Raw genomic sequence first — 21,654 nt, 5'->3', positions numbered from 1 at the left:
CGCTCATTCTCTACCTATTGGCCGGCAAGCCCCCTAACGCAGCGCCTGGCCCACAACCTTCAGCCGGCCGTCGCCCTTCTCAGGCTTCACGCCCGACACCCTGGCCAGCAGCGGATAGACGTCGACATTATCGAACACCGGCAGCACCACGCCCGGCTTGATCGACGGCCCCCTGGCGATGAACACCGCGCGCATGGCCGGGTCATAGGGATCAAAGCCGTGCTGGCCGCCGTCCAGCCCCTCCCACTTGCCGGGCTTTTCCATCATCTTGCGGGTCGTCACATACCAGCCGGTCTGCGACAGGCAGACAATGGCCGGCACCCGCGGATTGCGGCCGTAGTGATAGCGCTCGGGGATCTGACCCTTCTTCCAGCAGGTCAGGTGCGGCAGCGGCTTGAGCAGCGCCGCCTCGACCTGCGCCTCGAAGCCGGGCAGCGGTGTCAGGCCGACGACCGCGCCGGTGGTGACCAGCCTGACCGTGGACAGGTCAAGCACGTCGTCCAGCGGCCAGCGCTGGGACGGCGGAACCGGGGCCATGCCGTGGTCGGCGACGAAGACGATGTCGGTCGTTTCGAACCGGCCCCGCGCCTTCAGGCCCTCGACCAGCCGCGCCATCGCTTGATCCACCTCAGCCACGGCGGCGCGGGCCTGCGGCGAGCCGGGTCCATAGTGATGGCCCTCGGTGTCGACGACATCGAAATACAGGGTGGAGAGCCGCAGCTCAGGCCCCTTGGGATCGTCCAGCCAGGCCAGCAGCGTATCGACCCGGTCATTCGACAGCATGGCCTGGTTGAAGGCCATCCAGCGCGACGGACGCACGCCGCTGATCTGCGTCTCCGAGCCGGGCCAGAACATCGCCGCCGCCTTCAGACCCTGCTTCTCGGCAGAGACCCACAGCGGCCAGGCCTGGCTCCACCAGCGCGGGTCATGCACGGCGTCGGCGTTGGACATCGAGAAGCGCACGCCGGGAATCGTCTCGTCTTCCATGACGTTGTTGACGATGCCGTTGCGGTCGGGCCGCTTGCCGGTGATCAGGGTGTAGTGGTTGGGAAAGGTCAGGGTCGGGAAGGACGGCCGCATGGCGCCGCGCGCGCCGTCGGCGGCCAGGGCGTCCAGGGTCGGGGTGTCGCCCTGGCCCAGATAGTCGGCCCGGAAGCCGTCGCTGGACACCAGGATGGTGAGCCGGCTCTTGGGCGGTGCGGCGACCTCGCCCCTGCCCGCTTGCATGGAGGCGCAGGCCGACAGCACCAGGGCGGCGGCCAGGGTCGCCCCAAGGGACACAAGGCGGAACAGGCTCTTCATGGCGCAACCCTTTCGACAGTCTTGAGGCGTCGATGCCAGCCGGACGTTTCGCCCATGTGACAGGCGCGTGTGACAGGGGCTTAAGACAGCGCCGCATGACCTCGTCTTAACTTGGCGGGCGAGAACCGCACCCCCATAGTCGCCGCCAACGACAGGATTCTCCTGTAACGGAAGCCGCATCCGCATGAGCATCGCCCTTGAGGCCACCGGCCTCACCAAGACCTACGGGACCGTTCGCGCGCTCGACGACTTTTCGATCGCCATACCGGCCGGTGGCGTGTTCGGCGTTCTGGGTCCCAACGGGGCCGGCAAGAGCACGCTGTTTCGCATCGCCCTGGGTCTGGTGCGGCCCACCAGCGGCTCGGCCCGACTGTTCGGCGCCCCGGCCGGCGACCTGACCGCCCTGCGCCGGGTCGGCGCCATGATCGAGACGCCGCGCTATCCGCCCTATCTGACCGCCCGCGACACGCTGAAGATGCTGGCCCTGGAGAGCGGGTTCCAGAACCCCGACATCCCTGCCTGGCTGGAGCGGGTCAGCCTGACCCATGCCGCCGACCGCGCCACCGGCGGCTTCTCGGTCGGCATGAAGCAGCGTCTGGGTCTGGCGGCGGCCTTCTTCACCCGTCCCGAACTGGTGATCCTGGACGAGCCGACCAGCGGCATGGACCCGGCCGGCATCCAGGAGATCCGCGCCCTGATCGTCGATCTGGCCAAACACGAGGGCGTGACGGTCATCCTGGCCAGCCACCAGTTGGACGAGGTCAAGCGCGTCTGTGATCGCGTCGCCATCCTGTCGCGCGGCCGGGTCGTGGCGGAAGGCGGCGTGGCTGAACTCACCGCCGGGGAAGCCCGCCTGCGCCTGAGCCTGGCCTCTCCCCTCGCCCCGGTCCTGGCGGTGCTGGGTGATCGCGGGCAGGCCGATGGACCCGATGCCGTGCTGGCCGACATTCCGCGCGCCGAGGCGCCCGCCGTGATCCGCGCCCTGGTCGAGGCCGGCGCCGAGATCGTCGAGGCCCGCTGGCGCGAGGTCGACCTTGAAGGTGTCTATCTGAAATCGCTGGGCCAGGCGCCCACGGCCGCCACCCCGGAAGGAGCCGCCTGATGCTGGCCGACGCCATCGCCGCTGAACGCTTCCGCCTGCTGCGCGACCGTTCGGCCCTGTTCTGGGGCTTCGGCTTCGCGCCGCTGGTGGGCTTCTTCCTGGCCATCGGCGGCGACCTGTTCGTCCGCAACATCATCAAGCGACCCATGCCGGGCGCGACCATCGATCTGGCCCTCCAGGTCATCAAGGCGCTGGGCAACGGCGCCTCGACCATGGCGGCGCTGTTCCTGATGATCGGCGCGGCCTCGATTCTGGCCGGCGACTATCGCTGGGAAACCTGGCGCCTGCGCACGCCGCGCAACAGCCGCTTCAACCTGCTGGCCGCCAAGCTGATCGTGATCGGCGAGGCGATCCTGTGGAGCCTGGTCCTGACCGTAATGCTGACCCTGGCGGCGGCCGTGATCGGCGCGGGGATCAACGGCAAGGCCATCGTCGCCTCGACCCTGGGCCTCTCCGAAATCGCCGGCGTCTTCGTGGTCACCTGGCTGGAAGCCATGAGCCTGGCCGCCCTGGCTGCCTGCGTCGCCGTCGTGACGCGCTCGCCGATGGCGGCGGTCGTGGTCTGCCTGGTGGTTCGCTTCGTCCAGTCGATCCTGGCGGGCGCCCTCGGGGCCATGAATCCGGAACCGACCTGGAAGGTTCTGGCCATCCCCGCCTATGACGCGGACCTGCTGCGCGCCTTCGTCACCGCGCCGTCGCATGCCGGCCCGGACGGCGGACCGGCGGGCTGGGCGCTGCTGGTGCTGCTGGGCTGGATCGCGGCGCTGACGGCGGGGGCCATTGTGCTGTTCCAGCGGCAGGATCTGACGCGAGAGTGAGCGGAGGCCTGCGGGTTGATCAGCTGGCGCCGGCGCGTCGGGCGGTGTGCAATGTCCGAAAGTCGCGCTGGAGCCAATTTCGGCTCGCGACCCAAGTCGGACGAAGCTCGCTCCTTATCTGGCTCGAGCGTGCACAGGTTGAACGATCAAAAGGATTTGAGGTAGCTTAACCTTATGACGCGTTCGAAAAATGAAGCAAACCTAGCCATACAGCGCCGGCTGAATAGTTCGCGCTTGATCGCGGGTGCCGGCCTAATAAGTGCCAACTTCGCTTTTATAGCCGCCGCATTTTTCAAGATTAGCTTGCTCACCATTGCGGTTCAATGCGTTTCCTTCGCATTGATGGGATGGTGTGTACTTAAATTTGTCTCTACCGCTAAGTCTGGAGAGACTATCGATGGGCCGCCTCGGCACCCGCCCCAGCTCGATCCTTAGCGTTCGACTTCCACCCGCAGCCGAACTTCGAAACGTCCGCTTCGGGCACTACACAATTCTATCCCCCGTCATCCCGTGGCTTGTCCACGGGACCCATTTGTCCGCCGCAAGTGAAGATGGGCGGCGCGCGGGCGCGCTGATCGCTCTGTCCACGCGAACTGAACGATGGGTCCCGTGGACAAGCCACGGGATGACGGGATCTGTTGAACGAAACCAGCGACGCCGCCACCCAAAACCCAAAACGCCAAAAAGGCCCCGGATCGCTCCGGGGCCTTTTCCGTCAGCCTGGGCTGAGAATTAGTCTTCGGCTTGGGCCGAGTAGTCCGGGCCCGAGTCCTTGCCCTTGGCCGAGACGTCGCGGTCGACGAACTCGATCACGGCCAGCGGGGCGTTGTCGCCGTAGCGGAAGCCGGCCTTCAGGACGCGGATGTAGCCGCCCTGACGGGTCTGATAGCGCGGGCCGATGGCTGCGAACAGCTTGCCGACCTGTTCGACGTCGCGAACGATGCTGATGGCCTGACGACGCGCGTGCAGGTCGCCGCGCTTGGCCAGGGTGACCAGCTTTTCGACGAAGGGACGCAGTTCCTTGGCCTTGGGCAGGGTGGTGACGATCTGCTCGTGCTTGATCAGCGAGGCCGACATGTTGGCGAACATGGCGGTGCGGTGAGCGGACGTGCGGCCGAGTTTACGGTGAGCTTTACCGTGACGCATTGTAGTGTCTCCTGGGCCTTGGCCCGCAGTGGCGCGATCTAGCGCTGATTGTCACCCATCCCAGCCTGTTCCCAGCCGGGTCAGAACGAAGCGCCGGGGCCCTCCACCGCAGTTGCGGCTTCAAAAGGCCCAGGCCGCCCGCCGTCCCCGAAGGGTGGCGAGCGGCCCGGATCGAGCGCGATATAGTTCGTCTTAGATCTGGTCTTCGAACTTCTTGGCCAGGTCTTCGATGTTTTCGGGCGGCCAGTTCGGCACGTCCATACCCAGGTGCAGCGCCATGCCAGCCAGCACTTCCTTGATTTCGTTCAAGGACTTGCGGCCAAAGTTCGGGGTGCGCAGCATCTCGGCTTCGGTCTTCTGGATCAGATCGCCGATGTAGACGATGTTGTCGTTCTTCAGGCAGTTGGCCGAACGAACCGACAGTTCCAGCTCATCGACCTTCTTCAGCAGAGCCGGGTTGAACGGCAGCTCAGGCTTGGCCTCGTCGGCCGACTTGGCCTTGGGCTCTTCGAAGGTGATGAAGATCTGCAGTTGGTCTTGCAGGATCCGGGCGGCGTAGGCCACGGCGTCCACCGGAGTGACGGCGCCGTTGGTTTCGACTTCCAGGATCAGCTTGTCATAGTCCAGCGACTGGCCTTGACGGGTAGGCTCGACGCGATAGGCGACGCGCTTGACCGGCGAGTACAGGGCGTCGACGGCGATCAGGCCGATCGGCGCGTCTTCCGGACGGTTCTTGTCGGCCGGGACGTAACCCTTGCCGGTGTTGACCGTGAACTCCATGCGCACGGTGGCGCCGTCGTCCAGCGTGCAGAGCACGTGGTCGGGGTTCAGGATCTCGATATCCGAAGGCGTTTCGATCTGACCAGCGGTCACCGGGCCGGGGCCGGTGGCGCGGAGCGTCATGCGCTTCGGGCCCTCGGCGTGCATGCGCACGGCCAGTTGCTTGATGTTCAGAACGATGTCGACGACGTCTTCGCGGACGCCTTCGAGCGAGGAGAATTCATGTACGACGCCATCGATCTGGATGGCGGTAACGGCTGCGCCCTGAAGCGACGAGAGCAGAACGCGACGGAGCGCGTTGCCGAGCGTCACGCCGAAACCACGCTCGAGCGGCTCAGCCACGATCCGCGCCTTGCGGGTCGCGTCGGCGCCAGTCTCGATTTGCGGCTTCTCAGGACGGATCAGCTCGTTCCAGTTTCTTTCGATCACGTGGTCGATCCCTTGAACGCGGCTCGCCGGCCGCGTTTTGCGCAGCCGGCGAAGGAGAATTGTGTCTAAAAAGTACTAGACGCGACGACGCTTGGGCGGACGGCAGCCGTTGTGCGGGATCGGCGTGACATCGCGGATCGTCGTGATGGTCATGCCCGCGGCCTGAAGGGCGCGCAGAGCCGACTCACGACCCGAACCCGGACCCGACACGTTGACCTCGAGGGTCTTCACGCCGTGCTCGGCAGCCTTCTTGCCCGCGTCTTCCGCAGCCATCTGAGCGGCGTACGGGGTCGACTTGCGCGAACCCTTGAAGCCCATCGCGCCGGCGCTGGACCAGGAAATGGTGTTTCCCTGGGCGTCGGTGATGGTGATCATGGTGTTGTTGAACGAGGCGTTCACGTGCGCCACGCCCGAGGTGATGTTCTTGCGTTCGCGCTTTTTAACGCGACCCGGTTCCTTGGCCATCGTCAGGCTACCTTATTTCTTCTTGCCGGCGATCGGCTTGGCCGGACCCTTGCGGGTGCGAGCGTTCGTGTGCGTGCGCTGACCGCGGACCGGGAGGCCCTTACGGTGACGCAGGCCGCGATAGCAGGCCAGGTCCATCAGTCGCTTGATGTTCATCGAATTTTCGCGGCGCAGGTCGCCTTCGACGGTGAAGTCCTTGTCGATCGTTTCACGGATCTGCAGGACTTCTGCGTCGGTCAGCTGATTGACCCGGCGGGCGTCATCGAGGCCCACCTTCGTGACGATGTCACGAGCGGACTTCTGGCCGATGCCATGAATGTACTGAAGCGCGATCAAAACGCGCTTGTTCGTCGGTATGTTGACGCCTGCAATACGGGCCACGTCTAATGTTCTCCTAGTCACGCACTAAAGACGCGAACGGCGCGCCCGGCCCGGCCTTACGACCCAGTCCGGCGCGCACAGATCGCGCCCTTTCGCGGAAGCGCCCCGTTATAGGGATCGTTGCGCCGCCGTCAATGGTTGAATCCGCCGAAAATCAACGAATTGAAAATGTCTTACACCGCGCCCAAGAGCGCCGCGTCGATAGAGGCCGCGACTGCTTCCACAGGCGCCATGCCATCCAGTTCCGTCAGCTTACCCTGCTCTACATAGTAGGGCAGCAAAGGCGCCGTCTGGGCATTGTAGGCGGCCAGACGGGTCACGAAAACTTCCGGATTGTCGTCAGGCCTGCCCTGCTCGGCGAATCTCTTCGAGATGCGTTCGATCAGGGAGGGCTCGTCTACCTTGAGTCGGAGGACGAGGTCGATCTTCTGACCGCGAGCGGCCAGCATTTTATCCAGCGCCTGGGCCTGGGCCACGGTGCGGGGAAATCCGTCGAAGATGGCGCCGCCAGCGGCCTCAGCCTCGGCCAGACGGTCCTCGATCAGGGCAATGACGATCTCGTCGGTCACCAGGTCGCCACGGTCCAGCACGCCCTTGACGCGGGCGCCCAGCTCGGAGCCGGACGCGATCGCCGCGCGCAGCATGTCGCCGGTGGAAAGCTGGACCATGCCGCGCTCGGTGACGAGCCGCTTGGCCTGGGTCCCCTTCCCCGCCGCCGGCGGTCCGAACAGGATCAAGTTCATGAATGCCCCTTCGCGCGTCGCCGAGTCTTCGCCCGGTCATCTTCCCCAGCAGACCTAGAGTGCGGGGAAAAAAAACGGAAGCCGGTTTTGTGACAAACCGGCTTCCAGAACGCTTTATTCTCTAGCGGCCTTTGCCGCCGCGGAGTTTCGACTTCTTGATCAGGCCCTCATACTGGTGCGCCAGCAGTTGGGACTGGATCTGCGCCACGGTGTCCATGGTCACCGTCACCACGATCAGCACCGAGGTGCCGCCTAGGGCGAACTGGGTGGCGCCCAGGCTCGTCATCATGATTTCGGGCACCAGACAGACGGCGGTGATGTAGGCCGCGCCGATCACCGTCAGGCGGGTCAGCACATAATCCAGGTACTCGGCCGTCCGCTTGCCCGGGCGGATGCCCGGCAGGAAGCCGCCGTACTTGCGCAGGTTCTCGGCCGTCTCGTCGGGGTTGAACACCACAGAGGTGTAGAAGAACGAGAAGAAGATGATCAGCCCCGCATACAGCATCATGAAGGCCGGCTGACCGTGCTGTAGCGCGCCCACAGTGCCCGGCAGCCAGGCTGCCCAAGGCGGAAGGTTCGCCGTCGACAGGAAACCCATGGCGGTCGTCGGCAACAGCAGCAGGCTGGAGGCGAAGATCGGCGGGATGACGCCGGCGGTGTTGATCTTCAGCGGCATGAACGAGGTGTCGCCGCCAATCATGCGGTTGCCCTGCTGACGCTTGGGATAGTGAACCAGCAGCCGACGCTGCGAGCGCTCGATGAAGACGATCGCCCAGACCGCCGCGACGGCGAGGAACACGATCACGAACAGCGGCAGGTAATTGCCCGAGGTCTGCGACTGCACCAGCAGTTGGCCGATGCCGCGCGGTAGGCCCGCCACGATGCCGGCGAAGATGATCAGGGAGACGCCGTTGCCGACGCCGCGGCTGGTGATCTGCTCGCCCAGCCACATCAGGAACAGTGTGCCGCCCGTCAGGGCCACGACCGTGGAGGCGATGAAGAAGGGACCGCTGATCCCGTCAAACACCAGGCCGGGCTGGCTATGCAGGCCAACGGCGATGCTGAACGACTGCACGATCGCCAGAACCACAGCCAGATAGCGGGTGTACTGGTTGAGGGTCTTGCGGCCGGCTTCGCCGCCTTCCTTCTTCAGCTTTTCCCACGGCGGATACACCGAGCCCATCAGCTGCACGATGATCGAGGCGCTGATGTAGGGCATCACGTTCAGCGAGAAGATCGCCATCCGTTCGACCGCGCCCCCCGAGAACATGTTGAACATGCCCAGGATGCCCTTCGACTGGCCCGCAAAGGCGTTGGCGAAGGCCTCCGGATTGATGCCGGGGATCGGCACATAGGTGCCAAGGCGGAAGACGACCAAGGCGATGATCGTGAACCAGATGCGCTTGTGAAGTTCGGTCGCCTTTTGGAACGACGCGAAATTCATGTTGGCTGCGAGTTGTTCGGCGGCCGAGGCCATTCAATTCCCCACGACTCTAATACTGAGCCACAAATAGGTGAGGCCCGCCGTGATGTCACGGCGAGCCCCCTAATTCTGTCATCCCGGTCGAAACAAAGTCCCGCAGGCGCGGCCAGCGCGCCCTCGGGATGACAATATGGACTTAGGCCTTGGCGTCTTCGGCTTGAACCTTGACCTTCTTGGTCACGGTCACCGAACCACCGGCGGCTTCAACGGCCTTGATGGCCGCTTCGGTCGCCGAATAGACGGTCAGCTTCAGGGCCGACTTGATCTCGCCCTTGCCCAGCAGCTTCACGCCGTCCAGTTCGCGACGGATCACGCCGGCGGCGACCAGGTCGGCCACCGAGACGTCGGCGCCGGCCTTCAGCTTGCCCGCTTCGACGGCCTGTTCCAGGCGCCACAGGTTCACTTCAGCGAAGTCCAGGCGGAAGGGATTGTTGAAGCCGCGCTTAGGCATACGCATGTGCAGCGGCATTTGACCGCCTTCGAAGCCGGCGATGGCGACGCCCGAGCGCGCCTTCTGGCCCTTGACGCCGCGACCGGCGGTCTTGCCCTTGCCCGAACCGGGACCACGGCCAACGCGCATGCGGCCCTTGGTCGAACCGGGGGTCGGGGCGAGTTCATTAAGCTTGGTCATATGTGCCTCTCCTTGGAGATCTGCGCCTGGCCAGGGGCCAGACTCGGCTTGAAAAATTGAAGATCGTCCGTCGCCCTGCCCTCGTTTCCCGATGGGATCGGAAGGCGGAACTTCAAACGAAAACCACCCCGGCTTTCACCGGGGTGGCGATTTCGGCGTCGTGTAGCAGACCTACTCGACGATTTCCAGCAGATGCTGGACCTTGCGGATCATGCCGCGAACCGAGGGGGTGTCTTCCAGCTCGGACTCGCGTCCCAGCTTGTTGAGACCCAGGCCAGCCAGCGTTGCGCGCTGGGTGGCGTTGCGGCGGATCGGGCTGCCAGTTTGGCGAACCTTGACGGTTTTAGCTTCAGCCATGTCTTAGCCCTCGATGGCGTCCGGAGCCGAAGCTCCGTCGGCGCGGCGGCCGAGAATGTCGCCAACCTTCTTGCCGCGCTTGGCGGCGATCTGGCGGGGCGACGATTGAACCTTCAGGGCCTCGAACGTGGCGCGAACCATGTTGTACGGGTTCGAAGAACCCGTCGACTTGGCCACAACGTCCTGGACGCCCAGGGTTTCGAGAACCGCGCGCATCGGACCACCGGCGATGACGCCCGTGCCGGGAGGGGCAGCGCGCATCATGACCTTGCCAGCGCCCCAACGGCCGTAGCCGTCGTGGTGCAGGGTGCGCGATTCCCGCAGGGGAACACGAACCATGGTCTTCTTGGCTTCTTCGGTCGCCTTGCGGATGGCTTCCGGCACTTCACGCGCCTTGCCATGACCGAAGCCGACGCGGCCCTTTTGGTCGCCAACGACCATCAGAGCAGCGAAGCTGAAGCGACGGCCGCCCTTAACGGTGGCGGCGACGCGGTTGATGTGGACGAGCTTTTCGACGATGTCGCTGTCGACCCGCTCTTCGGGGGCGTTGCGGTCGCGACGGCCGCGATTGGGGCCGCCGTCTCCACGCTGTTGATCACCACGAGCCATGCTGTGATTTCCCTTAGAAATTCAGGCCGGCTTCGCGCGCGGCGTCGGCCAAGGCTTTCACCCGACCGTGGAAGATGTAGCCGCCGCGATCGAAGACGACGTCCTTGACGCCCTTTTCGATGGCGCGCTCGGCGACGAGCTTGCCGACCAGTGCAGCCGCGTCCTTGTCCGCGCCCTTGGTCTTGCCTTCACCTTCGAGGGTGGAGGCGGCAGCCAGGGTCACGCCGCGTTCATCATCGATGATCTGGGCGTAGATGTTCTTGGACGAACGGAAGACCGTAAGACGCGGACGACCGTTGGACAGGGCCTTGAGGCGGGTGCGGGTGCGTTGGGCACGACGCACGGCGGATTCGCGAGGTGTGAGCGCCATGGCTTACTTCTTCTTGCCTTCCTTGCGGCGAACCTTTTCGCCGGCATAACGAACGCCCTTGCCCTTGTAGGGCTCGGGAGGACGAATGCGGCGAATCTTCGCGGCAATCTCGCCAACCGCCTGCTTGTCAGCACCGGCGATCTTGATTTCGGTTTGCTTCGGAACCGCGAAGGTGACGCCAGCCGGAGGCTCGACGTTCACATCGTGGCTGAAACCGAGCTGGATGGAGAGCGCATCGCCCTTCATCGCGGCGCGGTAACCGACGCCCACCAGTTCAAGGGTTTCCTCGAAGCCGGCGGTGACGCCTTGCACCATGTTGGCCACCAGCGTGCGGGACAGACCCCACATCGACTTGGCGCGCTTGCTCTCGTCGCGAGCCACCAGCAGGAGGTCGGAACCTTCCTGGGTGACGACGATCTCGTCTGCGATGGTCCAGGCGAGTTGCCCCTTGGGGCCCTTCACCGTGACCGTCTGCCCGTCGATCGTGACATTCACGCCCGAGGGGATCGCGACGGCTTTTTTACCGATACGTGACATGCTCTTTCCCTCCCGCGCCTAGTAGACGCGGCAGAGGACTTCGCCACCGACATTAGCGTCGCGTGCGGCGGAGTCCGACATGACGCCCTTCGGCGTCGAAAGGATCGAGATGCCCAGGCCGTTCTTGATCGGCTTCAGGTCCTTGATCGACGAATAGACGCGGCGGCCCGGCTTGGAGACGCGTGCGATTTCGGCGATCACGGGCTCACCGTCAAAATACTTGAGCTCGATCTCGAATTCGGGGAACGCACCGGGCTTCTCGACGAGCGAGTAGCCGCGGATGTAGCCTTCGTCGGCCAGCACGTCCAGGACACGAGCGCGCAGCTTGGAAGCCGGCGTCGCAACCTTGGCGCGCTTGCGCGTGGCGGCGTTCTTGATGCGAGCGATCAGGTCGCTCAGGGGATCGTTCATCGACATATGATCGTCCTCACCAGCTCGACTTGACGAGGCCGGGGATCTGGCCCGACGAGCCGAGCTCGCGGAGCGCGATACGGCTCATCTTCAGCTTGCGATAATAGGCGCGCGGACGGCCCGTGACTTCGCAACGGTTACGAATGCGAACAGCGGAGGAGTTACGCGGCAGCTTCGCGAGCTTCAGACGAGCTTCGAAGCGATCCTCGAGCGGCAGGCTGTCGTCATTGGCGATTGCCTTGAGCGCGGCGCGCTTGTCGGCGAATTGCTTGACGAGAGACTTGACCATCTCGTTACGATTGACGGCGCTTTTCTTGGCCATGGTGTGTTTCCCTGCCCGCTCTTAATTCGTGAACGGGAACTGGAATTCCTTCAGGAGCGCCTTGGCTTCCTGATCGGACTTCGCAGTGGTGCAGACGATGATGTCCATGCCCCAGATCTGTTCGATCTGGTCATAGTTGATTTCCGGGAACACCAGGTGCTCTTTCAGACCCATGGCATAGTTGCCACGGCCGTCGAAGCTCTTGCCGTTCAGGCCGCGGAAGTCCTTCACGCGCGGCAGCGCGATCGTGACCAGGCGGTCGAGGAACTCGTACATCCGGTCCTTGCGGAGCGTCACCTTGGCGCCGACGATCATGCCTTCGCGCAGCTTGAAGCCGGCGATCGACTTGCGGGCCTTGGTGGCGACGGGCTTTTGACCAGCGATCAGGGTGAGATCCTTGATGGCCGTTTGGGCCTTCTTGGAGTCCGCGACAGCTTCGCCGATACCCATGTTCAGGACGATCTTGTCCAGCTTGGGGATCTGCATTTCGTTCGTGTAGCCGAACTGTTCCTTCATCGCGGCGCGGATGCGCGCGCGATATTCGGACTTCAGCCGCGGCTCGTAAGCTTGATCAACCATTGATCACCTCGCCCGTGGTCTTGGCCACGCGCACCTTCTTGTCGCCTTCGATCTTGAAGCCGACGCGGGTGGGCTTGCCGTTGGAATCCACGATGGCGACGTTCGAGACGTGCAGCGCGGCTTCCTTGCTCTTGATGCCGCCTTGCGGATCGGCCTGGGTCGCCTTGGTGTGACGTTGAACGAGGTTCACGCCTTCCACGATGACGCGGTTTTCCTTCGGACGAACTTCAGACACCGAGCCTTGCTTGCCCTTGTCCTTGCCCGCCAGGACGACAACGCGGTCGCCCTTCTTGATCTTGGCAGCCATTACAGCACCTCGGGGGCGAGGGAGATGATCTTCATGTGGTTCTTGGCGCGCAGTTCACGAGGAACCGGGCCGAAGATCCGCGTGCCGACCGGCTCGCTCGCTTTGTTGACGATGACCGCAGCATTCTTGTCGAAGCGGATCAGCGAACCGTCCTTGCGCTTCATGCCTTGGTTGACACGAACGACGACGGCGCGAAGCACGTCACCCTTCTTCACGCGGCCGCGAGGAATGGCTTCCTTCACGGACACGACGATCACGTCACCGACGCTGGCGTAGCGACGACCTGCGCCACCCAGCACCTTGATGCACATGACCCGGCGAGCGCCGGAGTTGTCGGCGACTTCCAGGTTAGTTTGCATCTGGATCATGGTTTAAACCTTCCAGACTTAAGCCGAGACCTTGGGAAGGACTTCCCAGGTCTTCAGCTTGGACTTCGGAGCGCACTCGACGATCTTGATGGATTCGCCGGTCTTGTACGCGTTGGACTCGTCATGAGCGTGGTACCGCTTGGAGCGGCGCACGATCTTCTTGAGCAGCGGGTGAACGATGGTCCGTTCAACCTTAACCACTACGGTCTTGTCGCCCTTATCGGAGACGACAACCCCTTCGAGGATACGCTTGGGCATATCGTTCTCCTTAAGCCGCGGCCTTGGCGCGCAGCACGGTCTTGATGCGGGCGATATCCTTGCGGATCTCACCAACGCGGTGGGTCTTTTCCACCTGACCGGTCGCGGCCTGGAAGCGCAGGTTGAACTGCTCCTTCTTGAGGCTGAGCAGCTGCTCGGCGAGTTGGTCGGGCGTCATACCCCGGATGTCAGCAATCTTGGTCATGCCGCTTCGGCCTCCAGAGCCGCACCTGCGTCGATGCGGGTGACGACACGGGTACGGATCGGCAGCTTGGCCGCGCCGAGGCGCAGAGCTTCGCGAGCGACATCGTCCGGCACGCCGTCGATTTCGAACATGATCCGGCCCGGCGCGACGCGCGCGGCCCAGTGATCCACGGCGCCCTTGCCCTTACCCATCCGGACTTCGGCCGGCTTGCCGGTGACCGGCACGTCGGGGAAGATGCGGATCCACACGCGACCTTGGCGCTTCATCTGGCGAGTGATCGCCCGACGAGCCGCTTCGATCTGGCGAGCGGTGATGCGTTCCGGCTCAACGGCCTTGAGGCCGTAGGAGCCGAAGTTCAGCAGGGTGCCGCCCTTGGAGACGCCATGAATGCGCCCCTTGAACTGCTTGCGGTACTTGGTTTTTTTCGGTGACAGCATAGCGCTCTATCCTTAGCCCCGATCGCGACGGCCGCGGTCGCCCCGGTCGGGACGATCGCCGCGCTCGCGCCCACCACCTTCGCCGGCAGGGCCGGACTCGGTGGCGAGACGCTTGTCGAGCGCCATCGGGTCATGCTCCAGCACTTCGCCTTTGAAGATCCAGGTCTTCACGCCGATGATGCCGTAGGTGGTCTTGGCTTCCGCGAAACCGTAGTCGATGTCAGCGCGCAGGGTGTGGAGCGGCACGCGACCTTCGCGATACCATTCCATCCGCGCGATTTCAGCGCCGCCGAGGCGGCCCGACACGTTGATGCGAATGCCCTTGGCGCCAAGACGGACGGCCGATTGGATCGACCGCTTCATGGCGCGACGGAAGGCAATCCGGCGCTCGAGCTGCTGGGCGATGGACTCGGCCACCAGCTGGGCGTCGGTTTCAGGCTTACGGATTTCGACGATGTTCAGGTGAACCTCGCCTTCCGTCATGATCGACAGGTCCTTGCGGAGCTTGTCGATGTCAGCGCCCTTCTTGCCGATGATGACGCCCGGACGAGCGGCATAGATCGTGACACGGCACTTCTTGTGCGGACGCTCAATGATGATGCGCGAGACGCCAGCCAGATAGAGCCGCTTCTTGAGCATCTTACGGACAGCGATGTCCTGATGCAGAAGCTTGCCGTACTGGGCGCCGTCGGCGAACCAACGGCTGTCCCAGGTGCGGTTGATGCCGAGCCGAAGCCCGACCGGATTGACTTTCTGACCCATTAGGCGGCCTCACCCAGTTCGCGGACCACGATGGTGATCTCGGAGAACGGCTTTTCAACGCGCGTCGCACGGCCGCGGGCGCGGGGCGAGAAGCGCTTCATCACCAGGTTCTTGCCCACATAGGCCTCGGACACGACCAGCGAGTCGATGTCGAGGTTGTGGTTGTTCTCGGCATTGGAAATGGCCGAGTACAGCGCCTTGCGGACGTCCTGGGCGATGCGCTTGTGGCTGAATTCGAGCTCGTTGAGAGCGCGCTGGACGTTCAGACCACGAATGGACTGAGCAACCAGGTTCAGCTTACGGGCGCTGGTGCGCAAGGTGCGAACCTTACACATCGCTTCGTTGGCCGGCAGGCGGCGAGGTTGTTTAGCTTGGCTCATGGCCTACTTCCTCTTCGCCTTCTTGTCGGCGGCGTGGCCGGGGAAGTTACGGGTGGGAGCGAACTCACCGAACTTCATACCAACCATGTCTTCCGACACGATAACGGGGACGTGCTTGAGACCGTTGTGGACGCCGAAGGTCAGGCCGACAAACTGCGGCATGATCGTCGAACGACGCGACCAGGTCTTGATGACATCCTTGCGGCCCGACGACAGGGATGCGTCGGCCTTCTTCAGGAGGTACCCGTCAACAAACGGGCCTTTCCAGACGGAGCGGGTCATGGCTTAGCGGCCCTTTTTCGCTTTGTGGCGCGAACGGATGATGAACTTATCCGTGGCCTTGTTGACGCGGGTCTTGGCGCCCTTGGTCGGCTTGCCAGCCGGGGTCACCGGGTGACGACCGCCCGAGGTCCGGCCTTCACCACCACCGTGGGGGTGGTCGACCGGGTTCATGGCGACGCCGCGAACGTGAGGGCGACGACCCATGTGACGAACACGACCGGCCTTGCCGAGGTTTTCGTTCATGTGGTCGGGATTGGAGACTGCGCCAACCGTGGCCAGGCAGGTGTCGAGAACCATGCGCAGCTCGCCCGAGTTCAGGCGGATCTGGGCGTAGCCGGCGTCACGACCGACCAGCTGGGCGTAAGCGCCAGCCGAACGAGCGATCTGACCACCCTTGGCGGGCTTCAGCTCGACATTGTGGATGATCGTGCCGATTGGCATGGTCCGCAGCGGCGAGGTGTTGCCCGGCTTCACGTCGACCTTGTCGGCGGTGACGACTTCGTCACCAACCTTGAGGCGCTGCGGGGCCAGGATGTAGGCGAGCTCGCCATCGGTCTGATACTTGATCAGGGCGATGAACGCGGTGCGGTTGGGGTCGTATTCAATACGAACAACCGAAGCCACGCCTTGCTTGCGACGCTTGAAGTCGACCAGGCGATACAGGCGCTTGGCGCCGCCGCCGCGGAAACGGACGGCGATACGGCCATTGCCGCCGCGACCGCCCGACTTGGTCAGGCCTTCAACGAGCTTCTTCTCGGGACGACCCTTGTAGAGCTCGCTGCGGTCGATCAGGACCAGGCCGCGTTGGCCTGGGCTGGTCGGGTTAAAGTGCTTCAAGGCCATCTGATTAGAGCCCCGTCGTGATGTCGATCGACTGGCCTTCGGCCAGGGTCACGATGGCTTTTTTGACATCGGAACGACGTCCGATGATGCCGCGGAAGCGCTTGGTCTTGCCCTTGGTGACCATGGTGTTGACCTTGGTGACCTTGACCTTGAACAGCTCTTCGACTGCGGCGGCGATTTCGTCCTTGGACGCATCGGCGGACACCCGGAAGACAACCTTGTTCTGCTCGGAAAGCAGGGTGGCCTTCTCGGTGATCACCGGCGACAGGATCGTGTCGTAGTGGCGGGCGGTTGCGGCCATTACGCGGCTTCCTTCTCAGCGAAACGCGCCGAGATCGCATCCACCGCGTCCTTGGTCAGGACCAGGGTGTGGCGACGCAGCACGTCATAGACGTTCAGGCCGGCGTTCGGCAGCACGTCGATGTTCGGAATGTTGCGGGCGGCGAGCTTGAAGTTGCCGTCCACTTCCGGACCCGCGATGACCAGAGCGTTCTTCAGACCCATCTTGTCGAAGGTGGCGCGCAGGGCGGCCGTCTTCGGATCGGTCAGAGCAACGTTGTCCAGCACGATGAGCGAGCCGGCCTTGGCCTTCGACGAGAGAGCGTGACGCAGAGCCATCGCACGGATCTTCTTGGGAAGATCGAACGCGTGGCTGCGGACGACAGGGCCGTGAGCCTTGGCGCCGCCGACGAACTGAGCCGCACGGCGCGAACCGTGACGAGCGCCGCCGGTGCCCTTTTGCTTGTACATCTTCTTGCCCGTGCGAGAGACCTCGTTACGGACCTGAATCTTGTGGTTGCCGGAGCGGCGCTTGGCCAGCTGCCAGGTGACGACGCGCTGCAGGATGTCGCCGCGGATGTCGGCGATGCCAAAGATGGCGTCGTCGAGATCAACGGAGCCGGCCTTGCCGCCGTCCAGTTTGATGACGTCGAGTTTCATTAGCCTTCGCCCTCTTCGGTCGATGCCGCGGGGGCTTCCTCAGCGGGGGTTTCAGCAGCGGCGGTCGCCGGAGCCTGACCAGCCTTGCGGAAGGCGCCCGGACGCGGCAGGTCGGCCGGAGGGGCCTTCTTGATCGCGTCGCGAACCTTCACGTAGCTGCCTTCGTGGCCGGGGACAGCGCCCTTGACCAGGATCAGGCCGCGCTCAACATCGACTTTCCAGACGGTGACGTTCAGCGTGGTGACAGTTTCCTGACCCAGGTGACCGGCCATCTTCTTGCCCTTGAACGTCCGACCCGGATCCTGGCGTTGACCAGTCGAGCCGTGCGAACGGTGCGAGACCGAGACGCCGTGAGTTGCGCGCAGACCACCGAAGTTCCAGCGCTTCATGGCGCCGGCAAAACCCTTACCGACGGTGACGCCCTGGATGTCGACCTTCTGGCCGGCAACGTAGTGGTCGGCGGTGATTTCCGCGCCCACTTCGATCAGAGCGGCTTCTTCGACGCGGAACTCGGCGACAACCCGCTTGGGTTCAACCGAGGCCTTGGCGAAGTGGCCACGCATGCCATTGGGGGTGTTCTTGGGCTTCTTGGCGCCAGCACCGAGTTGAAGGGCGGTATAACCGTCCTTTTCCTGGGTGCGTTGGGCGGTGACCTGGCAGCCATCCAGCGACAGGACGGTGACCGGGATGTGCTGTCCGGTTTCATCGAAGAAGCGGGTCATGCCGAGCTTCTTGGCGATCACGCCAGTACGATTTGCGGGGAGAGTCATAAGATTCGGCCCTCCTTACAGCTTGATTTCGACGTCAACGCCGGCCGACAGGTCGAGCTTCATCAGCGCGTCCACGGTCTGCGGAGTCGGGTCAACGATGTCGAGAACGCGCTTGTGCGTACGGATCTCGAACTGTTCGCGCGACTTCTTGTCGACGTGCGGCGAACGGTTGACGGTGAATTTTTCGATAAGCGTGGGCAGGGGGATCGGGCCCCGTACCGTCGCACCAGTGCGCTTGGCCGTATTGACGATCTCGCGCGTGGAATGATCCAGCACGCGGTGATCGAAGGCCTTGAGCCGGATGCGGATGTTCTGACGATCCATATCGCTCGGTTTCCTAGTGGGCTGCGCCCGCGTCTCGAACCATTTCAAAGACCAACTCGAACCCTTGGGAGAGTTCGAACGCAGCGTCCGCAAAACAAATGGCCCTCACGGTTGCCCGTGGGGGTTATGTCCAGATATTGCGCCCCTTCTCGAAAGAAGGTTGGCGGCGCTATGTCCGGGCGTCTCGCGAACCGCGTTTGAGCCCTAGAGCTCACAGCCGGTCCAACAGAGGCGCGCTTGTACGTTCCGAATCCGGTTTCGTCAAGCGCTCCGCTTGCCTTGTCGCGCCAGAAACTGAGGCGACTCGGCGAGCCGCTTCTGGATAGGCGCCTGGGCCCGTCTCCGCAACCCCTCATCTGTCATGGGATTGTCGAATAACGCCGTCACATGGGCAGGAACGTGCGCATGCATGCGGATAGTCGCCCATTATGATCTTTCAAGTGTCACAATTGGGCATCATCTGACCCTCAAGCACGACTATTGCCCCTTGTGGCGCCAGGCGACGCGCCATAGATGCCGCCCCTCCCCGGCGGACTGGTGGCCCCTCCCCCCAATGACCGCCAGCGCCGGGGTTGTTCCAGTAAGGGGATTACCCACTATGAAGACCCAACTTTTCGCCGCCGCTGCTGTCGCGGTCCTCGCCTTCTCGGCTCCCGCCTTCGCCCAGCAAGTCGGTTCGATCGGCGCCGCCGTGACCTACAGCGACGTCGACACCCGCGTGGTCAGCGCTGACGGTACGTCGATGAAGTTCGACGGCTCGGTCGCCGTACCGGTCGGCGCGGCCTGGACCGTGACCGCCAATGGCGACGTGGCGATCTCGGACAACGACATCAGCGACGAAACCGTCGCCTCGGGCGCCGTCCACCTGACCACCAAGATCGGCGACACCTGGCGCGTCGGCGGCTTCACCGCCCTGTCGCGTCCCAGCAACGACACCCTGTGGGCCGTCGGCGCCGAAGCCCACAAGTACCTGGGCAATGTCACGCTGTCGGGCCTGGCGGCCTATGGCCAGTCCAACGATCTGGACGCCGACCTGTACGCCGTGCGCGGTGAAGCCCGCTACTTCGTGACCGACGACTTCCGGCTCGACGGCGGCCTGGGCTATTCCAAGCTCGACACCCTGGTGGAAGCCGAGGCGTGGGACGCCAGCCTGGGCGGCGAATACAAGTTCGCCAACACCGGCTGGTCGACCTTCGGCAAGTACACCCACACCGAAAGCGAAGACCTGGCCGACCTGAAGTCGGACGCGGTCAAGATCGGCGTGCGTTACACCTTCGGCGGCAGCCTGAAGGCCCGTGACGCGGCCGGCGCCGACCTGATCGACGCTGGCACGCTGTTCGGCTTCGGCGTCCGCTAAACGCGGCGAGCCTGAAAAGCGGAAGGCCCCGGGACATCCGTCCCGGGGCCTTCACTCTCTATATATATGTGTGATCGTCGAACGCGGCTCAGTGGCCGATATAGACGTCACCCGAGCCGGCCACCGACTTGCTGACATTGCCGGTCGCCTTGGCGATGCGCACGTCGCCAGAGCCGGCCACCGAGACCTCGACGTCGCCGACCTCGCCGTCATGGGTCACGTCGCCCGAACCCATGATGCTGACCTCGATCGACCTGGCGCGACCGCCGGCGATCGCCACATCGCCCGAGCCGGCAATGTTGACCTCGACCTTGCCGCCGACACTCGCCGCCCCGGCGTCGCCCGAACCGGCGATCGAGACCGTGAAGTCGCCCGCAACCTCCTGGGTCCTCACGCTGCCGGAGCCGGCGATGCTGATCTCGGCCGAACCCGCCGCGCCGACATTGGTGTCGCCTGAGCCCGCCTGGCTGACTTCCAGCTGACCTTTTACGTTGGCGACGGTCCAGTCACCGCAACCGGCATTGGCCAGTTCCAGGCTGTCGCTGCGGCCGATGCTGCCGAACACGGCGCCAGCCCCGGACACATCGACCCGCATCGGCGTGCGAATGACGATCTGCGGGATATCCTCCCACTTCACTTCACCGACGCCGCGCACCTTGATCGTGGTCTGGCCCATCTTGGTGTTGCAGCCATGGATCTTGTTCATGCGCAAATTGCCGTCGACGATCGTGTCCGGGCCATCCCGCCGGATGCTCAAGGGCAGGCTCTTGTTGGTGGTGAGGAACTCCACCTTGATGTCGTTACGGGCTTCGGGGATCACCACGACGCGGGCGACCGCATCCTTGATCCGGACCGAAGGCGCAGCGGAGGCGACGCCAGCGAAACCCAGGGCGGCCGCGCCGGCGGCCAGAACGAGAAGTGCGCGCATCGAGATATTTCCCCTGTCGGATGGCGTTGATGTGGGAAAGCTAGCGGCGCCCGCCGGGGGAGACGACTTAATTCGCGGTCATGACCGCGATGTCACAAATCGGCCTCAAGGTCGCGCTTCAGACGGAGCGTCCGTTCCCAGCTCGAAACTGCGCTCGAAGCCCTTGATCCGGTCCTCGACCAGACGCGCGCGCTTCAAGCCCAAAGACGCCGCCCACAGGCCGGCCCGCGCCACAGCCGGGGTCTTGCCCATCGCCGCCACGGGCATGCCCCAGCGCCGGAACACGCCATTGGCATAGTGCGCGCCGTTGATCAGGCGAGACCCCCAGGTCTGGTAATCCACCGACAATGAGACATTGAACGTCCCGAGGTTCTCGATCCGGTGCGGCGCATGCAGCGGCCAGGCGGCGGCCATGCCGGGCTCCAGGTCGAAGACCTGAGCGGCGGCGTCCATCTCGCGGCGGTAGGGCAAGTCCTCGGTCTGCTGCTTGAGCAGGATGTTCTCCATGCCCTTCTGGGGCATGTGAGTCTCGTCGGCCGGATAGATCCAGATCCGCTTGCGGCCGCGCAGGTGGAACAGCACAACCCCGGGCGCATCGGCGTGAAACGGCACCTTGGCGCCCGGCGCCGACAGGATCAGCTGGCCATTCAGCTGGATCGGCTTGAAGCCCTGCGCCTGACCCGAAATCCCTGCAAACGCCGCCTCGATCAGCGGGCCCAGTTGCGGATACCAGGCCTCGGCCCGGCGCAGCTGCACCCAGATGCGGCCTTCCTTGACGCCCTCCAGCACCTCCTGGCCGGAGCGCCGCCCCCGCGCGCCGGTGCGCATGGTGTGCTGGCCGTCGGCGTCGAAGTCGAACAGGTTGATGTCGTAGAGCTCGGCCGGATAGGCGTCGAGCACGCGCGCCAGGGTCTCGTCCTCGAACAGACGCGACTCCAGAAGCTTGTGCTGAAAGGTGATGGGCGTCTTGCCGAAGGCGTTCTTTTGCTCGGGCGACCAGGCGGCGATCAGATCGGACATCGAAAACTC

At 64.1% G+C, this 21,654-nt stretch carries 33 protein-coding genes and 1 pseudogene; 3 read left to right on the top strand and 31 right to left on the bottom strand.

The features are described from left to right. Positions 1–33 precede the first annotated feature (33 nt). Complete coding sequence (locus tag ACW17Z_RS18415) at positions 34–1,302, bottom strand: alkaline phosphatase family protein (RefSeq protein ID WP_492057049.1); 1,269 nt, start codon at positions 1,300–1,302, stop codon at positions 34–36. Between the two features lie 184 nt (positions 1,303–1,486). On the opposite strand from ACW17Z_RS18415, the gene ACW17Z_RS18410 reads away from it, so the two are divergent. Next, positions 1,487–2,404, top strand: a complete 918-nt coding sequence (locus tag ACW17Z_RS18410) for an ABC transporter ATP-binding protein (protein ID WP_492057048.1) — start codon at positions 1,487–1,489, stop codon at positions 2,402–2,404. Then, positions 2,404–3,222 carry an ABC transporter permease gene (locus ACW17Z_RS18405; RefSeq protein WP_492057047.1) on the top strand — a complete coding sequence of 273 codons (819 nt, stop codon included), beginning with the start codon at positions 2,404–2,406 and terminating at the stop codon, positions 3,220–3,222. Before ACW17Z_RS18410 ends, ACW17Z_RS18405 begins: the two co-directional genes overlap by 1 nt. Positions 3,223–3,954: 732 nt before the next feature. Here ACW17Z_RS18405 and rplQ read toward each other — a convergent pair. The 28 genes and pseudogenes from rplQ to ACW17Z_RS18265 all read right to left on the bottom strand — a co-directional run bounded on the left by rplQ (position 3,955) and on the right by ACW17Z_RS18265 (position 18,555). After that, positions 3,955–4,368, bottom strand: coding sequence for a 50S ribosomal protein L17 (gene rplQ / locus ACW17Z_RS18400; RefSeq protein WP_419251717.1), 414 nt, complete (start codon positions 4,366–4,368; stop codon positions 3,955–3,957). A gap of 192 nt (positions 4,369–4,560) precedes the next feature. Further along, the gene (locus tag ACW17Z_RS18395; protein WP_062145568.1) at positions 4,561–5,577 is read right to left on the bottom strand and encodes a DNA-directed RNA polymerase subunit alpha; all 1,017 of its coding nucleotides are present in this window, start codon (positions 5,575–5,577) and stop codon (positions 4,561–4,563) included. A 75-nt stretch (positions 5,578–5,652) separates the two neighbouring features. Further along, entirely contained in the window at positions 5,653–6,042 is a 390-nt protein-coding gene (gene rpsK / locus ACW17Z_RS18390) for a 30S ribosomal protein S11 (protein ID WP_035049391.1), read from the bottom strand. Between the two features lie 12 nt (positions 6,043–6,054). Then, positions 6,055–6,423, bottom strand: coding sequence for a 30S ribosomal protein S13 (rpsM, locus tag ACW17Z_RS18385; protein WP_419251718.1), 369 nt, complete (start codon positions 6,421–6,423; stop codon positions 6,055–6,057). A gap of 173 nt (positions 6,424–6,596) precedes the next feature. Beyond that, positions 6,597–7,166 (bottom strand): adenylate kinase, encoded by a 570-nt coding sequence (locus tag ACW17Z_RS18380; protein ID WP_419321098.1) that lies wholly within the window; start codon positions 7,164–7,166, stop codon positions 6,597–6,599. A gap of 121 nt (positions 7,167–7,287) precedes the next feature. After that, a complete protein-coding gene (gene secY, locus ACW17Z_RS18375; protein WP_419321096.1) occupies positions 7,288–8,643 on the bottom strand; it encodes a preprotein translocase subunit SecY in 1,356 nt (451 codons plus the stop codon). Between the two features lie 142 nt (positions 8,644–8,785). Further along, complete coding sequence (gene rplO / locus ACW17Z_RS18370; RefSeq protein WP_419321095.1) at positions 8,786–9,280, bottom strand: 50S ribosomal protein L15; 495 nt, start codon at positions 9,278–9,280, stop codon at positions 8,786–8,788. 171 nt (positions 9,281–9,451) lie between these two features. Further along, positions 9,452–9,637 (bottom strand): 50S ribosomal protein L30, encoded by a 186-nt coding sequence (gene rpmD / locus ACW17Z_RS18365; RefSeq protein ID WP_419321093.1) that lies wholly within the window; start codon positions 9,635–9,637, stop codon positions 9,452–9,454. 3 nt (positions 9,638–9,640) lie between these two features. Continuing rightward, positions 9,641–10,246 carry a 30S ribosomal protein S5 gene (gene rpsE, locus ACW17Z_RS18360; protein WP_419251723.1) on the bottom strand — a complete coding sequence of 202 codons (606 nt, stop codon included), beginning with the start codon at positions 10,244–10,246 and terminating at the stop codon, positions 9,641–9,643. 13 nt (positions 10,247–10,259) lie between these two features. After that, entirely contained in the window at positions 10,260–10,616 is a 357-nt protein-coding gene (gene rplR, locus ACW17Z_RS18355; protein WP_035049377.1) for a 50S ribosomal protein L18, read from the bottom strand. 3 nt (positions 10,617–10,619) lie between these two features. Next, complete coding sequence (gene rplF, locus ACW17Z_RS18350) at positions 10,620–11,153, bottom strand: 50S ribosomal protein L6 (RefSeq protein WP_419321091.1); 534 nt, start codon at positions 11,151–11,153, stop codon at positions 10,620–10,622. Between the two features lie 18 nt (positions 11,154–11,171). Next, complete coding sequence (gene rpsH, locus ACW17Z_RS18345) at positions 11,172–11,570, bottom strand: 30S ribosomal protein S8 (protein WP_062145548.1); 399 nt, start codon at positions 11,568–11,570, stop codon at positions 11,172–11,174. Between the two features lie 10 nt (positions 11,571–11,580). After that, on the bottom strand, positions 11,581–11,886 hold the full coding sequence (gene rpsN, locus ACW17Z_RS18340) for a 30S ribosomal protein S14 (protein ID WP_419251725.1): 306 nt from the start codon (positions 11,884–11,886) through the stop codon (positions 11,581–11,583). A gap of 21 nt (positions 11,887–11,907) precedes the next feature. Next, the gene (rplE, locus tag ACW17Z_RS18335) at positions 11,908–12,465 is read right to left on the bottom strand and encodes a 50S ribosomal protein L5 (RefSeq protein WP_062145545.1); all 558 of its coding nucleotides are present in this window, start codon (positions 12,463–12,465) and stop codon (positions 11,908–11,910) included. Then, positions 12,458–12,772, bottom strand: coding sequence for a 50S ribosomal protein L24 (gene rplX / locus ACW17Z_RS18330; protein ID WP_419321087.1), 315 nt, complete (start codon positions 12,770–12,772; stop codon positions 12,458–12,460). Before rplX ends, rplE begins: the two co-directional genes overlap by 8 nt. After that, entirely contained in the window at positions 12,772–13,140 is a 369-nt protein-coding gene (gene rplN / locus ACW17Z_RS18325; RefSeq protein WP_035049365.1) for a 50S ribosomal protein L14, read from the bottom strand. The genes rplX and rplN overlap by 1 nt, the downstream gene beginning before the upstream one ends. Positions 13,141–13,158: 18 nt before the next feature. Beyond that, complete coding sequence (gene rpsQ / locus ACW17Z_RS18320; RefSeq protein WP_062145542.1) at positions 13,159–13,398, bottom strand: 30S ribosomal protein S17; 240 nt, start codon at positions 13,396–13,398, stop codon at positions 13,159–13,161. Between the two features lie 10 nt (positions 13,399–13,408). Next, positions 13,409–13,603, bottom strand: coding sequence for a 50S ribosomal protein L29 (rpmC, locus tag ACW17Z_RS18315; RefSeq protein ID WP_035049361.1), 195 nt, complete (start codon positions 13,601–13,603; stop codon positions 13,409–13,411). Further along, positions 13,600–14,040, bottom strand: coding sequence for a 50S ribosomal protein L16 (gene rplP, locus ACW17Z_RS18310; protein ID WP_419251728.1), 441 nt, complete (start codon positions 14,038–14,040; stop codon positions 13,600–13,602). The genes rpmC and rplP overlap by 4 nt, the downstream gene beginning before the upstream one ends. A 12-nt stretch (positions 14,041–14,052) precedes the next feature. Continuing rightward, positions 14,053–14,802, bottom strand: coding sequence for a 30S ribosomal protein S3 (gene rpsC, locus ACW17Z_RS18305; RefSeq protein WP_419251729.1), 750 nt, complete (start codon positions 14,800–14,802; stop codon positions 14,053–14,055). Then, complete coding sequence (gene rplV, locus ACW17Z_RS18300; RefSeq protein WP_035049356.1) at positions 14,802–15,182, bottom strand: 50S ribosomal protein L22; 381 nt, start codon at positions 15,180–15,182, stop codon at positions 14,802–14,804. The genes rpsC and rplV overlap by 1 nt, the downstream gene beginning before the upstream one ends. A gap of 3 nt (positions 15,183–15,185) precedes the next feature. Then, positions 15,186–15,464 carry a 30S ribosomal protein S19 gene (gene rpsS, locus ACW17Z_RS18295; protein WP_419251730.1) on the bottom strand — a complete coding sequence of 93 codons (279 nt, stop codon included), beginning with the start codon at positions 15,462–15,464 and terminating at the stop codon, positions 15,186–15,188. A gap of 3 nt (positions 15,465–15,467) precedes the next feature. Next, a complete protein-coding gene (gene rplB, locus ACW17Z_RS18290) occupies positions 15,468–16,307 on the bottom strand; it encodes a 50S ribosomal protein L2 (protein WP_492057046.1) in 840 nt (279 codons plus the stop codon). A gap of 4 nt (positions 16,308–16,311) precedes the next feature. Further along, positions 16,312–16,608 (bottom strand): 50S ribosomal protein L23, encoded by a 297-nt coding sequence (locus tag ACW17Z_RS18285; RefSeq protein ID WP_419251732.1) that lies wholly within the window; start codon positions 16,606–16,608, stop codon positions 16,312–16,314. Next, positions 16,608–17,246, bottom strand: coding sequence for a 50S ribosomal protein L4 (gene rplD / locus ACW17Z_RS18280; RefSeq protein WP_419321086.1), 639 nt, complete (start codon positions 17,244–17,246; stop codon positions 16,608–16,610). Before rplD ends, ACW17Z_RS18285 begins: the two co-directional genes overlap by 1 nt. Further along, positions 17,246–18,016 carry a 50S ribosomal protein L3 gene (gene rplC, locus ACW17Z_RS18275; RefSeq protein WP_419251734.1) on the bottom strand — a complete coding sequence of 257 codons (771 nt, stop codon included), beginning with the start codon at positions 18,014–18,016 and terminating at the stop codon, positions 17,246–17,248. The genes rplD and rplC overlap by 1 nt, the downstream gene beginning before the upstream one ends. Positions 18,017–18,031: 15 nt before the next feature. Beyond that, positions 18,032–18,340: a 30S ribosomal protein S10 gene (gene rpsJ, locus ACW17Z_RS18270; protein ID WP_004616952.1), complete on the bottom strand. Its 309-nt coding sequence runs from the start codon at positions 18,338–18,340 to the stop codon at positions 18,032–18,034. Between the two features lie 13 nt (positions 18,341–18,353). After that, positions 18,354–18,555: pseudogene (locus ACW17Z_RS18265) on the bottom strand (hypothetical protein). 383 nt (positions 18,556–18,938) lie between these two features. Here ACW17Z_RS18265 and ACW17Z_RS18260 point away from each other — a divergent pair. Continuing rightward, the gene (locus ACW17Z_RS18260; RefSeq protein WP_492057045.1) at positions 18,939–19,697 is read left to right on the top strand and encodes a hypothetical protein; all 759 of its coding nucleotides are present in this window, start codon (positions 18,939–18,941) and stop codon (positions 19,695–19,697) included. Positions 19,698–19,785: 88 nt separating this feature from the next. Here ACW17Z_RS18260 and ACW17Z_RS18255 read toward each other — a convergent pair whose 3' ends face one another. Both ACW17Z_RS18255 and ACW17Z_RS18250 read right to left on the bottom strand, forming a co-directional pair. Beyond that, positions 19,786–20,625 carry a GIN domain-containing protein gene (locus ACW17Z_RS18255; protein WP_419321082.1) on the bottom strand — a complete coding sequence of 280 codons (840 nt, stop codon included), beginning with the start codon at positions 20,623–20,625 and terminating at the stop codon, positions 19,786–19,788. A gap of 105 nt (positions 20,626–20,730) precedes the next feature. Beyond that, positions 20,731–21,645, bottom strand: coding sequence for a transcriptional regulator (locus ACW17Z_RS18250; RefSeq protein ID WP_492057044.1), 915 nt, complete (start codon positions 21,643–21,645; stop codon positions 20,731–20,733). Positions 21,646–21,654: the final 9 nt, after the last annotated feature.

Source organism: Caulobacter sp. GSs2, from assembly GCF_058680895.1.
Note: the sequence above shows the minus strand (reverse complement) of the source record. Positions and strands in the feature narration are given on the sequence as shown.